Consider the following 12,024-nt stretch of genomic DNA (forward strand, 5'->3'; position numbering starts at 1 on the left):
CCCCACCGCCCTGCGCCACCGCCTTGGCGATCAGGCTGTCGAGCGGCACGCCGCCCTGCGCCGACGGCATGCCCTGCATCGCCGTGGCCGCATCGCGTTCAGTCAGCGCCTCGATCTCGTCGTGAAAGATCAGCGGCAGTCCGGTGACGCACAGCATCAGCAGGAACGCCGTCGACACGATGCTGCTCCACTTGTGGATCAGGAACCAGGTCTTGATCGTCGAGCGGGTCACGGAGAGCGGCGATCCTGGGAGGGCGTGGAGGAAGCAAGCGCCTAACCCGCGCCACGCTGCACGTCAATGCGAGGCATTCGCAATTGCAATCCGCTTACGCGCTTCGCCATGTCCCCGGCGCGACGTCATCCAGCGTCCAGTCGCCCACGCGCCAGCGCACCAGCCGCAACGTCGGATGGCCGACCGCTGCGGTCATGCGCCGCACCTGCCGGTTACGCCCTTCGGCGATGGTCAGCGCGATCCAGCAATCGGGGACGCTCTTGCGGAACCGCACCGGCGGGTCGCGCGGCCAGATCGCGGGCGGGTCGATCCGCTCGGCCAGCGCCGGGCGGGTCATCCCGTCCTTCAATCGCACTCCGCTGCGCAGCGCCGCCAGCGCGGCGTCATCCGGCTCGCCCTCGACCTGCGCCCAATAGGTTTTGGCCACCTTGTGCTTCGGGTCGGCGATCCGCGCCTGCAACCGCCCGTCATCGGTCAGCAGCAACAACCCTTCGCTGTCGCGATCCAGCCGCCCGGCGGGATATACCCCCGGCACGTCGATATAGTCCGCCAGCGTCGGATGCCCGCTCCCCTCGTCGGTGAATTGCGAGAGCACGCCCCAGGGCTTGTTGAACAGGATCAGCATGGGGAGGGTCTAGACATAACCGTCCCCACGTTCCACCTCAGCCGCGATGACCCATCGCCGCCCGCTCACCCCCCGGAGAGATCGCCTTGGCGCGCAGCATCTTCGGCGATGCGATCGACTATGCCGCCGCCGCCATCGCCAATCGCAAATGGATCTTCTTTCAGCCGCGCGGCGTCACCATGGCCCCGCGCGGTTGCATCCATTTCCATCCCAGGGGCGGCAATTACCGCGACGATTTCGCGAGCGCCCCCTCTCGCTCCAGGGCCATTTCATCCATGAGATGACCCATGTCTGGCAGCATCAGCAGGGCATCTTCCTGCCCCTGCGCCGCCACCCGTTCTGCCGCTACGATTACGCGCTCAAGCCCGGCTGGACGCTCGACCGCTACGGGATCGAGCAGCAGGCAGAGATCGTCCGCCACGTCTTCCTGCTCGGTCGCGGCGCGACCATCCCCGGCGCGCCGCCCGCCGCGCACTATCGCGGTATCCTGCCCTTCACGCCGGACTGAGCCGAATTATTGCGGTCGTTCGGCCGCATTGTCGCTGGGCAGGCGTACCGGCTCGGTCGGCCGCGTCGGTGCCGGCGGCGGCGGCGGCGGTGGCGGTGGAGGTGCGACCCGAACCGGGGGCGGCGCGGCCTGCGGGCGCTGTGGCGGGGTATATTGCGGGCGCGGCTGGGGTTGAGCCTGAGGCTGGGATTGAGGCTGCGGTTGCGGTTGCGGTCGCCATTGCGGGCGCGGCTGGGGCTGGGCCTGAGGCTGCGGCTGCGGTCGCCATTGCGGGCGCGGCTGGGGCTGGGCCTGAGGCTGCGGCTGCGGTCGCCATTGCGGGCGCGGCTGGGGCGAAGTTTGCGGCACCGTGCCGGGCTGCGGCGTGATGCGGACCGGACCCTGCGGGCCACTTTCCCGCGGCACCGCACCCTCGGGCATCCGGCGACGCCACTGGCCGGGGCGATCGCCTTCGGGTCGCCCGGCACCGGGGCGGGGCGGACGCGGTGTCGCAACGGGTGGCGGGGCAGGGGTTGGGGCAGGTTGCACCGCGACCGGCGGCACCGGCGCGGGAGTCGGCGCCGGCGATGGGGTCATGCCCGGCCGCCCTCCGTCCGGCCGCTGTCCGCCGGGACGTCCCGCGCCAGTCTGGCCACCCTCGGGCCGTCCACCACCCGGACGTCCGGCACCGGGCCGACCAGCCTCGGGCCGACCACCGCCGGGACGTCCCGCGCCACTCTGGCCGCCCTCCGGCCGCCCGCCCGGGCGTCCAACTCCGGGCCGTCCACTCTCCGGCCGCCCGCCGCCGGGTCGACCGGCTCCCGGTCGGCCATCGCGGTCGCGCCATGGCGGACGCACGCCCAGCCCGGGACGACCCGGTCGACCCGGTCCGTCAAAGCGCGGCGGGGCCCCACGAAAATCGTCGCGCTGCCAGCGGCGAAAGCGATCGCCGTCCAGCCGCCGCCGCTCGCGCTCGCGCTCCAGCCGCAAGCGCCAGCGCACGCCGTCCGCCCCGCTGCGCCAGCGCTGCCAGCCCGGATGCCGCATCCGCCCGGTTTCCCAGCGCAGCCGCCATTCGATCACCGTCGCGATCTGGCCCGCCCACCATCCGGCGTCGACCGCGTCCCATTGCTCCTCGCCGTCCGCAGCCTCGCGCAGATCGATGCCGCGCTCATACAATTCGGCGGCCCGATCGTCCCACATGTCGCTCTCGCGCGGGGACAAGGCCGCACCGCCGCTGTCATAGACCAGCGCCAGCCGCTGCCCCTGATAGGCGAATGAGCGCCGCGCCTCCTGCACCAGGAACGGTGCATCCGCATCCGGCTCGAAATAATAATAGCGCATCGCGCCATCCTCGTCGGTCTCAGCCAGCACCAGATGCCCGGTCTGCAACTCCCAGCCCCACGCATCCCCGCGCCCGAAGCCAAAGGTGAAGTCCGGCGGCGCATCGCCGATCGCCTCCAGCAAGCCATCGGCGGCGTCGATCCAGTAATAATCGCCAGCATCCGCCCGCCATCCGGCCTGCGCGGCGGGGGAAGGGGCATTGGCGGCGGGAGCAGGCGCACCCGCCGTCGAAGCCGAACCGACACCCCCCACCCGCCAGCACCAGCGCCATCGCCGCCAGGCTCACTCCACGCACACGCCGCATCGTTCCGCTCCCAAAGTCCATGCCGCGATAGTCGGCGAGTCGGTATGAACGGCGGGTGGATGGAATTGGGGGGATGGACGCCAACTGAAAATGTAAGAAGACCGCCCTGACCCAGTCTGTGAAGCCGGAACCGTAGGCCCGTTGCACCCGCGCTCTCACCCCGGCTTGCGCGTCACCAGGCCAATGAACCCCGAACGCACATCAACCAGCTTTGCTGGTGCCCCCCCCCCTCGCAACCCGCCGCCCGCGCCCCTATCTCCCCCCTAGCTTCCCCTCAAGAACAAAGCTAGAACTCCCGGCATGGCACTGACTCACATTTCCGTCCGCGGCGCGCGCGAGCATAACCTCAAGGGCGTGGACATCGACATTCCGCGCGACACGCTGACGGTCATCACCGGCCTGTCGGGCAGCGGCAAATCCAGCCTCGCCTTCGATACCATCTATGCCGAGGGGCAGCGGCGCTATGTCGAGAGCCTGAGCGCCTATGCGCGCCAGTTCCTCGAGATGATGCAGAAGCCCGATGTCGAGCATATCGATGGCCTCAGCCCCGCGATCAGCATCGAGCAGAAGACGACCAGCCGCAACCCGCGCTCGACCGTCGCGACGGTGACCGAGATCTACGATTATATGCGCCTGCTGTGGGCGCGCGTCGGCATCCCCTACAGCCCCGCCACCGGTCTGCCCATCGCGGCGCAGACTGTCAGCCAGATGGTCGACCGCGTCCTCGCGCTCCCCGAAGGCACCCGCCTGCTGCTCCTCGCCCCCGTCGTGCGCGGCCGCAAGGGCGAGTATCGCAAGGAACTCGCCGAGTGGCAAAAGGCCGGTTTCCAGCGCGTCCGCATCGACGGCGAAACCTATCTGATCGAGGAAGCCCCCGCGCTCGACAAGAAGTACAAGCATGACATCGAGGTGGTCGTGGACCGCCTGGTGGTCCGCGACGACATCGCCACGCGCCTCGCGGAGAGCTTCGAGACGGCGCTGAAGCTGGCGGACGGGCTGGCCTTCGTCGATCTGGTGGACACCACGGTCGACGCGCTCGCCAACAACCGCGTAAACGAAGCGCCGCAGAGCTTCACCCACGACGTCGCCCCAGCGAAAGCTGGGGCCTCCAGCGAAGGCGCGCTGCCGTCAGAGACCCCGGCTTTCGCCGGGGTGACGGATGGCAAGATGAAGGGCACCGGTCTGCCGCCCAACCGCATCGTCTTCTCCGAACGCTTCGCCTGTCCTGTCAGCGGCTTCACCATCGCCGAGATCGAACCGCGCCTGTTCTCCTTCAACGCCCCGCAGGGCGCGTGCCCGGCGTGCGACGGCCTCGGCGAAAAGCTGGTGTTCGACGAAGACCTCGTCGTCCCCAACCATGAGCTGAGCATCAAGAAGGGTGCGGTCGTCCCCTGGGCCAAGTCCAATCCGCCCAGCCCCTATTACATGCAGGTGCTCGGCAGCCTCGCCCGCGAATTCGGCTTCTCCCTCGACACCCCGTGGAAGGACCTGCCCGGCGAGGTCCAGCTGATCATCCTCCACGGCACCGGCGGGCGTCCGGTCACGCTCACCTTCATCGACGGCCGCAAGAGCTACGACGTGAAGAAGCCGTTCGAGGGCGTCATCGGCAACCTCAACCGCCGCATGCTCCAGACCGAAAGCGCCTGGATGCGCGAGGAACTGTCCAAATACCAGGCCGCGCACCCGTGCGAGACCTGCCACGGCGCGCGCCTCAAGCCGGAGGCGCTGGCGGTCAAGATCGCGGGCCGCGACATCTCCAGCGTCACCCGCCTGTCGGTCGCCGACGCGGTCCCGTTCTTCCAGACGCTTCCCGCCGCGCTCACCGGCCAGCAGCAGGAGATCGCCCGCGCGATCCTCAAGGAAATCGACGAACGCCTCGGCTTCCTCAACAATGTCGGCCTCGATTACCTCAACCTCGATCGCACCAGCGGCACGCTGTCGGGCGGGGAGAGCCAGCGCATCCGCCTCGCGTCACAGATCGGCAGCGGCCTGTCCGGCGTCCTCTACGTCCTCGACGAACCCAGCATCGGCCTGCATCAGCGCGACAACGACATGCTGCTCGTCACCCTCCGGCGGCTCCGCGATCTCGGCAACACCGTGCTGGTGGTCGAACATGACGAGGACGCGATCCGCAGCGCCGATTACGTCATCGACATGGGGCCGGGCGCGGGCGTCCATGGCGGCGAGGTCGTCGCACAGGGGACGTTCGAACAGGTGCTCGCCTGCACCGACTCCATCACCGCCGACTATCTCGCCGGCCGCCGCGAAGTCCCGCTCCCCGCCAAGCGCCGCAAGGGCAATGGCAAGAAGCTGACCGTCCACAACGCCACCGCCAACAACCTCACCGGCGTCACCGCGTCGATCCCGCTCGGCACCTTCACCTGCATCACCGGCGTGTCCGGCTCGGGCAAGTCGAGCTTCACCATCGACACGCTCTACGCCGCCGCCGCGCGTCACCTCAACGGCGCGCGCATGCTCGCGGGCAAGCATGACCGGATCACCGGCCTCGATCATCTCGACAAGGTGATCGACATCGATCAGTCGCCGATCGGCCGCACCCCGCGCTCCAACCCCGCGACCTATACCGGCGCCTTCACCAACATCCGCGACTGGTTCGCCGGGCTGCCCGAGGCTCAGGTGCGCGGCTACAAGCCCGGCCGGTTCAGCTTCAACGTCAAGGGCGGGCGGTGCGAGGCCTGCACCGGCGACGGCCTGCTCAAGATCGAAATGCACTTCCTGCCCGACGTCTACGTCACCTGCGACGTATGCCACGGCCAGCGCTACAACCGCGAAACGCTGGAGGTGAAGTTCAAGGGGCGCAGCATCGCCGACGTGCTCGACATGACGGTCGAGGATGCGGTGGAGTTCTTCAAGGCCGTCCCCCCGATCCGCGACAAGATGGCGATGCTGGCCGAAGTCGGCCTCGGCTATATCAAGGTCGGCCAACAGGCCACGACCCTGTCCGGCGGCGAAGCCCAGCGCGTCAAACTCGCCAAGGAACTCAGCCGCCGCGCCACCGGCCAGACGCTCTACATCCTCGACGAACCCACCACGGGTCTGCATTTCGAGGACGTCCGCAAGCTGCTGGAGGTGCTCCACGCGCTGGTCGAACAGGGCAACACCGTGGTGGTGATCGAACATAACCTCGATGTCATCAAGACCGCCGACTGGATCCTCGACCTCGGCCCCGAAGGCGGCGTCAAGGGCGGCGAGATCGTCGCCGAGGGCACGCCGGAGGCAGTGGCGAAGGAGCCGCGCAGCTATACGGGGAAGTATCTTGCGCCGTTGCTGGAGCGGGGTGGGGTGAAGGAGCGGGCTGAGGTGGCGGCGGAGTAGAGAGGTATGGGTGCGAACCGCTCACACCACTATGTTCCTAAGTGCTATCTACGCAACTTCGCTGAGAGCGCTGGGCAGAAGACGATCAGTCTCTTCAATATCAGGCAGCGAAAGGTGATAAAGGGCGCTCCGATCAAAAGCCAATGCGCTCGAGATTTCCTCTATGGCCGTGATGAACTCGAGTTTCATTTGAGTGAAATTGAAGGGCGATACGCTGAGTGGATTACCCGTGGCATACTCGCTTGCCCTCCCCGACTTATCGAAGGCATCGACGTATTTTGTAGGTTTTTCGCGATCATCCAATACATGCGAACCGAAGCTCATGCGGCGCGCATGCGGGCTCACTTCTCACTAACGACCGCTCTCGCGGATATTCCTATCGACAGTGAGTTTCTGGCTGGCATGGATATGTCGGATACGGCCTTGGCACGCGATGGCATCAATTTTGCGCTTCAACTTAGACCGCACCTTGATGATCTGAAATTCGTCTTGCTCGATAACAGATCGTCTGAGAATTTTTTGACCTGTGACGATCCAGTGGTGATGACCAATCGCCTATATTTTCTGCGCGTTGGCGATAGCAACTTCGGGTTAGGCAGCGCAGGGACGATCTTCTCTCTCCCGTTGTCACCCAAAGTCGCGATGCTGCTTTATGACGGCGACGTTTATGCTCCGCGTAAACGCAGTCCACAGTGGGTCACATGCAGCCAAGTATCTGATGTTAGAGCCTTCAACGATTTGATCTTTCTGAAAGCCCGAGAAAACGTTTACTTCTGCTCGCCAGATGATTTCTCGCACGATCATTTTCAGCAAGTCGAAAGCGCGCGGATAGCCCACTGGGAACGAGGTAAAGTCCTAGGGTCGGGACCCATAAACGGGATTCCCTTGGCGGCTGGGATGTGATTCATGCGCTGCGCCAGCAGGAGCGTGGATTTGAGCGAGTTTTGGTTGAGTGAAGCCCAGTTCGAGCGGCTTCGTCCGCTGCTGCCGGACAAGGTGCGCGGTGTGGCGCGGGTCGATGATCGGCGGGTGATCAGCGGCATCATTCATGTGGTGAAGTCGGGCGGGCGCTGGGTCGACGCGCCGGCCTGCTACGGGCCGAGGAAGACGCTCTACAACCGGTTCGTGCGCTGGGCGGCAAAGGGTGTGTGGCAGGAGCTGTTCGTCACGCTCGCGGCAGCAGGCGGGCCGCCCGCCGAGGTCCTGATCGACAGCACGCATATGAAGGCGCACCGCTCCGCGGGCGGTGGAAAAGGGGGGGCGCTCGTCCAGGCGATCGGGATCAGCCGGGGCGGCCGCAACAGCAAGCTCCACGCGCTCACCGACGGCGAAGGTCGGCCGCTCCGCTTCCTGCTGACCGGTGGCCAGGTCGCCGACTGCCGCGCAGCCGATGTGTTGCTCGATGATCTCGCGCCGCGCACCATCGTGCTCGCGGACAAGGCTTACGACAGCAATGCGATCCGCGACCTGATCGAGCGGCAGGGTGCCGTTCCGAACATCCCCTCCAAGACGAACCGCCGCTGGAAAAGCTGCTTCTCCAAGACGCTCTACAAGGGCCGCAACGCCGTCGAGCGCATGTTCTGCCGCCTCAAGGATTATCGCCGCATCGCCACCCGCTACGACAAGCTCGCCACCAACTTCCTCAGCGCCATCTACCTCGCCGCAGCCGTCACATGGTGGTTATGAGTCCCGACCCTAGTGCAGGTAGACGAGAATGAGCATGGTCGGATATTCCGAGAGTCGGATGAACTTTTACCTGACGGAGCGTCCGTCATCTGGACATCGCAGCAGCATCCCCGTCCGTTGCGTTGGCCGAAATTGCTCCCCTTCAAGACACCAGCTTTCGGTTACAGCAATGGCTCGGGTATGGGGTACATGCGTCGCGCTACGGTGCCGCCAGAGGCAGGGGGCGTAATGCGCCGACGGGTGTAGCCTGACATACCGTTTCATAGCTTATCGAGCTTCGATAAAGCGTTCGCGGTTACTGAGTAGCGTCTGGATCTGGCTCCACCGCGGCTCCAGCCAAGCCACCAGTGCCCGATTGCTCGCATTCCCACACCTCAGCCATAGAAACGCGAACCGATCCGGCAGCCGCAGCGTCACGAAGTCTTCGTCTTTGCTGACCAGCACGGCACCGTCCGCTTCCGCCCGCGCCGCGATCTCAACATCGCTCGCCGCGATCATGCCGATCTCGGCCACATGAACCGCTTCATGCCCACGAGCGCGCAGCCACCCGCCCAAGGCGGGCGGCAATTGCGCATCGATCAGGAACTTCATTCGGCGGCGAGCACTACCGGATGGTCCGCCTGCGCCGCCGCATAGGCCAGCACAGCGCGCACATCATCCTCGCTCAGATAGGGGAAGTCGGCAGCGATCTCCGCCGGGGTCGCGCCGCCCGCCAGCATCTCCAACACGTCCTTCACCCGAACGCGCGTTCCGGTTACCACCGGACGCCCGCCACAGACCAGCGGGTCCACCGAGATGCGCGAGAAGCCTGCGAGCGTCATCACATCAAGATGTGCCGAATATGCGAAAATCGCAAGTTCTGCCGCTCTGGCATCCCATACCTCGCCAAGCTAACCTTTCCCCATGCCCCACCTCGAAACCCAATTCGCCCATCTCGGCCTAAACGCCACCGCCACCGTCGAACCCCCCTTCGACGGCATGGCCTGGTACGCCGGCTACGAACAACGCCACGCCGCCGACGGGATCGAGGGCCGCCTCGTCTCGCAATACAGCTTCACCGAAAGCTGGACCTCCTGGGAAGTCCACCCGCACGGTGCGGAGCTGGTCATCTGCACCGCAGGGGAAATGACGCTGGTGCAGGAACTGCCCGATGGCACCACCACCCGCGAAACCCTCACCCCCGGCGACTATGCGATCAACCCGCCCGGCGTGTGGCACACGGCGGACGTGCCCCCCGGCACCACCGCCACCGCGATCTTCATCACCCCCGGCGCCGGCACCGACCACCGCCCGCGCTGATCCGCGCCCTTGCGCCGCACGCCGCGCTACGCTCTCATCGCCGCACAAGGAGGGAAGGGGGACCCTGATGACCGACCTGCTCGCACTGCTGATCATCCTCGGCGGCATCGCCTTCCCGTTCATCGCCATGCCCCTGCTGTGGCGCCGCATGAAGCGCGTGCGCGACGCCAGCTATCGTGAGGCAAGGGCAAAGGAGCGCCCCCACACCGCGTGGGAGGAAAGCGCGCCGCGCGCCGACGGCCTTTCCACCACGCGCCGCCACGATCCCAACGAAGCGCTGATCGACCTCGGCGACCGCGCCCGCCACAGCCGCTGGCCGCTCAACAACGAATAGGGGCTGCTCGCCACGCCACGCTTTACTAGAGTATCAATCTAGACTATCACTCCAATCATCACGATCTGGAGTCGCCCCCATGCCCCATATCCGTTCCCGCAAGTCCAGCATTGCCGCCACCCTCGCGGTCCTGCTCGCCACCGCAGTCCCCGCCGCCGCCGCCTGGTACATCAAGTTCGACGGCGTCGATGGCAGCGCCGCCGGCGGTGAGCACAAGGAGTGGATCGAGATCGCCTCGGTCAGCCTCGCGACCGCCAGGGGTGCTGCTGGCGACCGCCGCATCGCCAGCGGCAGCGACCCCGTCCCCGCCGGCCTGCTGCTTCCCGCCGTTCAGAAGGCGCGAGTGCTGACCGCCGCCGTTCCCGCCTGGCGCGGGTGCAAGGTCGGCCAGCGGCTCCCCCGCCTGCCGATCCGCAACGACAAGACCGGTCGTACCGGCGCGATCCTCGACGCCACGGTCACCGATTGCGGCGCCGAACAGATCAGCCTCAACTTCTCTAAGATCGAGATGCGCTGAAACGGCGGGGGAGGGGGCTTTCCTACAGCCCCCGTTCCGACATATCTGGATGGTCCTCTCGTCATCGAAGGGACCGCCCATGATCCAGCCGCATCGCTGCGCCCGACCCGCCGGTCGCGTGCCCGTCGTTCGAGTGTCGCACAGGTGTCGCGTCGCTTGTGTCAGCCAGTCGCGTCGCGATCGCGCGCCAGTCGCGCCCTTGTCGGCCCTGTGTCGCCCCTGCGTCGCGCAGGTGTCGCGACGCTGGCGCAAACCCGTCCCGTCGCGGTCGCATTCCGGTCGTTTCGCCCCGAAACACCCCCATGTTCGTCAGCTTGGTCGGAAGCCTGTCACCCCGCGAAACCGGCAATCCGGGGGAGGCAGGGGGTGCCGCCGCCTGCCATTCCGCGGCCTGCCCTTGTAAATTCCGGGCATTGGGCGCATATGGGGGGCTGCTACAGTCGCAAATCGACGGTCTTCGGTGCTTTGCGGCCCCTTCTTCCTTCTTTCCCTGCCTCCGCAGCGCGAGGTCCGCCCACACGGGGCGCGCCGATAGCAGAAGGAAGTATCCAATGAGCATCAACGGCACCGTCAAATTCTTCAATGCGGACAAGGGCTATGGCTTCATCGCCCCCGACAACGGCGGCGGCGACGCTTTCGTGCACATCTCCGCGGTTGAGCGCGCCGGCATGGCGACGCTGAACCAGGATCAGCGCGTCAGCTACGAGCTGGAGCAGGACAAGCGCGGCAAGATGGCTGCGGTGAACCTCCAGGCTGTCGACTAATTCGTGCCGGGCGGCGCGCGCCGAGCGTGCGCCGCCCGAAACTACCAGCAAAAAGGAGGTGCCGGATGGCTGCCCAGACGCTGACCTATCGTGACAATGCGGCGAAATGCCGCGCCGATGCCGATTCCGCGACGCTCGACAATGTCCGTGAGCGCAATTTGCGCGCCGAGGCTGCATGGCTCGCCATGGCCGATCGCCAGGAACGCACCGACACTGCCCGCGCCGTGCGCGAGGCGAATGTAACACCCAGACAGGATACCCAGTGAAGTCGATTTTTTTCGCTAAGTACCAGACTCTTACCCATCATCAGCGGTCGGCGCGTCCGCCGCTCACCTTCCTCGCCCGGCGCACCGCCGACGACCTCCGCGCCGCCGCAGTGGCCCGCGCCGCCGTCCTCGAAGTGATCGGCTAGAACAGCTCGGCAATCCCCGCGGTTAGCAGCAACAGGCTGACCGCCGCCAGCAACACCGCATTGGTCCGCCGTCCGTTGACCCGCAGCAGCACCAGCAGCAGGATCAGCACGCCGAGCGAGGCCAGCACCTCCACCGCGTCCCCGGTCCCGGAGAATGTCTCCTCCGGCGACGCCACGACGAATTCCAGCCCGATCGACCCGATCCAGCTGCCGACATTCGCCGCCAGCAACCCGCCGATCACCATCCGGTTCTGCCGGTCGTACCACAGGTCGAAATCGGGCCAGTCGGCCGGCTCATCCGGAAAGATCAGCGACGCCGCGAGATAATAGATCCCGACGATCGCCAGCACGCTGACCAAAGTCAGGTAATTCGCCCCGATCTGCGGCTGCGCCTCCCAGGCCAGCAGCCAGAATGAGGTGAGGTCCAGGATGACGACGATGCCCAGCAACGGCGTCAGCCACCCGACCCGCACCGCCTTCCCGCCGCGCTTGAGCTTCAGCACCCGGGCAAATCCGCCCAGAACCTCGGCAATGGCGAGCCCCAGCAACAATCCATAGACCGCGAATACCAGCTCGAACGGTGTCATCGCTGCGCTCTCCTAATTGTCGGGACCAGCTTAACCCGCTCAACCCAAAAGAAAACCGCCGCCCCGGTTGCCCGGGACGGCGGTGTTTCCAGTCAGC

General features: G+C 66.3%; 14 protein-coding genes and 2 pseudogenes. 10 read left to right on the forward strand and 6 right to left on the reverse strand.

The features are described from left to right. Position 1: 1 nt before the first annotated feature. Together LRS08_RS20370 and LRS08_RS17130 are read right to left on the reverse strand one after the other, a co-directional pair. Positions 2-157: pseudogene (locus tag LRS08_RS20370) on the reverse strand (PepSY domain-containing protein); the annotation flags it as partial. A gap of 169 nt (positions 158-326) precedes the next feature. After that, the gene (locus LRS08_RS17130; RefSeq protein ID WP_257846024.1) at positions 327-857 is read right to left on the reverse strand and encodes an rRNA large subunit pseudouridine synthase E; all 531 of its coding nucleotides are present in this window, start codon (positions 855-857) and stop codon (positions 327-329) included. A 53-nt stretch (positions 858-910) separates the two neighbouring features. Here LRS08_RS17130 and LRS08_RS17135 point away from each other — a divergent pair. Beyond that, a pseudogene (locus tag LRS08_RS17135) lies at positions 911-1,365 on the forward strand (vgr related protein). A gap of 6 nt (positions 1,366-1,371) precedes the next feature. Here the strand turns inward: LRS08_RS17135 and LRS08_RS17140 are convergent. Then, positions 1,372-2,940: a hypothetical protein gene (locus LRS08_RS17140; RefSeq protein WP_260481021.1), complete on the reverse strand. Its 1,569-nt coding sequence runs from the start codon at positions 2,938-2,940 to the stop codon at positions 1,372-1,374. A 352-nt stretch (positions 2,941-3,292) separates the two neighbouring features. On the opposite strand from LRS08_RS17140, the gene uvrA reads away from it, so the two are divergent. From uvrA to LRS08_RS17155, 3 genes are read left to right on the forward strand one after another with little or no spacing between them, the layout of a single operon-like run. Continuing rightward, positions 3,293-6,328 carry an excinuclease ABC subunit UvrA gene (uvrA, locus tag LRS08_RS17145; RefSeq protein ID WP_260481022.1) on the forward strand — a complete coding sequence of 1,012 codons (3,036 nt, stop codon included), beginning with the start codon at positions 3,293-3,295 and terminating at the stop codon, positions 6,326-6,328. A 6-nt stretch (positions 6,329-6,334) separates the two neighbouring features. Further along, positions 6,335-7,231 (forward strand): DUF4238 domain-containing protein, encoded by an 897-nt coding sequence (locus LRS08_RS17150; protein WP_257846021.1) that lies wholly within the window; start codon positions 6,335-6,337, stop codon positions 7,229-7,231. A gap of 3 nt (positions 7,232-7,234) precedes the next feature. Further along, the gene (locus tag LRS08_RS17155; RefSeq protein WP_374580018.1) at positions 7,235-8,014 is read left to right on the forward strand and encodes an IS5 family transposase; all 780 of its coding nucleotides are present in this window, start codon (positions 7,235-7,237) and stop codon (positions 8,012-8,014) included. A gap of 267 nt (positions 8,015-8,281) precedes the next feature. Here the strand turns inward: LRS08_RS17155 and LRS08_RS17160 are convergent, their stop codons facing one another. Together LRS08_RS17160 and LRS08_RS17165 are read right to left on the reverse strand one after the other, a co-directional pair. After that, entirely contained in the window at positions 8,282-8,605 is a 324-nt protein-coding gene (locus LRS08_RS17160) for a DUF5615 family PIN-like protein (RefSeq protein ID WP_257846020.1), read from the reverse strand. Continuing rightward, on the reverse strand, positions 8,602-8,835 hold the full coding sequence (locus LRS08_RS17165) for a DUF433 domain-containing protein (RefSeq protein ID WP_257846019.1): 234 nt from the start codon (positions 8,833-8,835) through the stop codon (positions 8,602-8,604). The genes LRS08_RS17160 and LRS08_RS17165 overlap by 4 nt, the downstream gene beginning before the upstream one ends. An 82-nt stretch (positions 8,836-8,917) precedes the next feature. On the opposite strand from LRS08_RS17165, the gene LRS08_RS17170 reads away from it, so the two are divergent. The 6 genes from LRS08_RS17170 (at position 8,918) to LRS08_RS17195 (ending at position 11,340) form a co-directional block, all read left to right on the forward strand. After that, positions 8,918-9,313, forward strand: coding sequence for a cupin domain-containing protein (locus LRS08_RS17170; RefSeq protein ID WP_257846018.1), 396 nt, complete (start codon positions 8,918-8,920; stop codon positions 9,311-9,313). Positions 9,314-9,380: 67 nt separating this feature from the next. After that, a complete protein-coding gene (locus tag LRS08_RS17175; protein WP_257846017.1) occupies positions 9,381-9,647 on the forward strand; it encodes a hypothetical protein in 267 nt (88 codons plus the stop codon). A 79-nt stretch (positions 9,648-9,726) separates the two neighbouring features. Further along, entirely contained in the window at positions 9,727-10,164 is a 438-nt protein-coding gene (locus LRS08_RS17180) for a type VI secretion system tube protein Hcp (RefSeq protein WP_257846016.1), read from the forward strand. 551 nt (positions 10,165-10,715) lie between these two features. Beyond that, entirely contained in the window at positions 10,716-10,928 is a 213-nt protein-coding gene (locus LRS08_RS17185) for a cold-shock protein (RefSeq protein WP_257846015.1), read from the forward strand. A gap of 65 nt (positions 10,929-10,993) precedes the next feature. Continuing rightward, positions 10,994-11,194 carry a hypothetical protein gene (locus LRS08_RS17190; RefSeq protein WP_257846014.1) on the forward strand — a complete coding sequence of 67 codons (201 nt, stop codon included), beginning with the start codon at positions 10,994-10,996 and terminating at the stop codon, positions 11,192-11,194. After that, the gene (locus LRS08_RS17195; protein WP_260481023.1) at positions 11,191-11,340 is read left to right on the forward strand and encodes a hypothetical protein; all 150 of its coding nucleotides are present in this window, start codon (positions 11,191-11,193) and stop codon (positions 11,338-11,340) included. The genes LRS08_RS17190 and LRS08_RS17195 overlap by 4 nt, the downstream gene beginning before the upstream one ends. Here the strand turns inward: LRS08_RS17195 and LRS08_RS17200 are convergent. Next, the gene (locus LRS08_RS17200; protein WP_257846013.1) at positions 11,337-11,927 is read right to left on the reverse strand and encodes a hypothetical protein; all 591 of its coding nucleotides are present in this window, start codon (positions 11,925-11,927) and stop codon (positions 11,337-11,339) included. The genes LRS08_RS17195 and LRS08_RS17200 overlap by 4 nt on opposite strands. Positions 11,928-12,024: the final 97 nt, after the last annotated feature.

Source organism: Sphingomonas sp. J315 (assembly GCF_024666595.1).
Taxonomy (GTDB): Bacteria; Pseudomonadota; Alphaproteobacteria; order Sphingomonadales; family Sphingomonadaceae; genus Sphingomonas.

What these genes read in the sequence shown, in the direction of transcription:
- LRS08_RS17130 (WP_257846024.1), bottom strand. Translation starts at nt 857, where the DNA reads ATGCTGATCCTGTTCAACAAGCCCTGGGGCGTGCTCTCGCAATTCACC.
- uvrA (WP_260481022.1), top strand. Translation starts at nt 3,293, where the DNA reads ATGGCACTGACTCACATTTCCGTCCGCGGCGCGCGCGAGCATAACCTC.
- LRS08_RS17150 (WP_257846021.1), top strand. Translation starts at nt 6,335, where the DNA reads ATGGGTGCGAACCGCTCACACCACTATGTTCCTAAGTGCTATCTACGC.
- LRS08_RS17155 (WP_374580018.1), top strand. Translation starts at nt 7,235, where the DNA reads ATGCGCTGCGCCAGCAGGAGCGTGGATTTGAGCGAGTTTTGGTTGAGT.
- LRS08_RS17160 (WP_257846020.1), bottom strand. Translation starts at nt 8,605, where the DNA reads ATGAAGTTCCTGATCGATGCGCAATTGCCGCCCGCCTTGGGCGGGTGG.
- LRS08_RS17165 (WP_257846019.1), bottom strand. Translation starts at nt 8,835, where the DNA reads ATGACGCTCGCAGGCTTCTCGCGCATCTCGGTGGACCCGCTGGTCTGT.
- LRS08_RS17170 (WP_257846018.1), top strand. Translation starts at nt 8,918, where the DNA reads ATGCCCCACCTCGAAACCCAATTCGCCCATCTCGGCCTAAACGCCACC.
- LRS08_RS17175 (WP_257846017.1), top strand. Translation starts at nt 9,381, where the DNA reads ATGACCGACCTGCTCGCACTGCTGATCATCCTCGGCGGCATCGCCTTC.
- LRS08_RS17180 (WP_257846016.1), top strand. Translation starts at nt 9,727, where the DNA reads ATGCCCCATATCCGTTCCCGCAAGTCCAGCATTGCCGCCACCCTCGCG.
- LRS08_RS17185 (WP_257846015.1), top strand. Translation starts at nt 10,716, where the DNA reads ATGAGCATCAACGGCACCGTCAAATTCTTCAATGCGGACAAGGGCTAT.
- LRS08_RS17190 (WP_257846014.1), top strand. Translation starts at nt 10,994, where the DNA reads ATGGCTGCCCAGACGCTGACCTATCGTGACAATGCGGCGAAATGCCGC.
- LRS08_RS17200 (WP_257846013.1), bottom strand. Translation starts at nt 11,927, where the DNA reads ATGACACCGTTCGAGCTGGTATTCGCGGTCTATGGATTGTTGCTGGGG.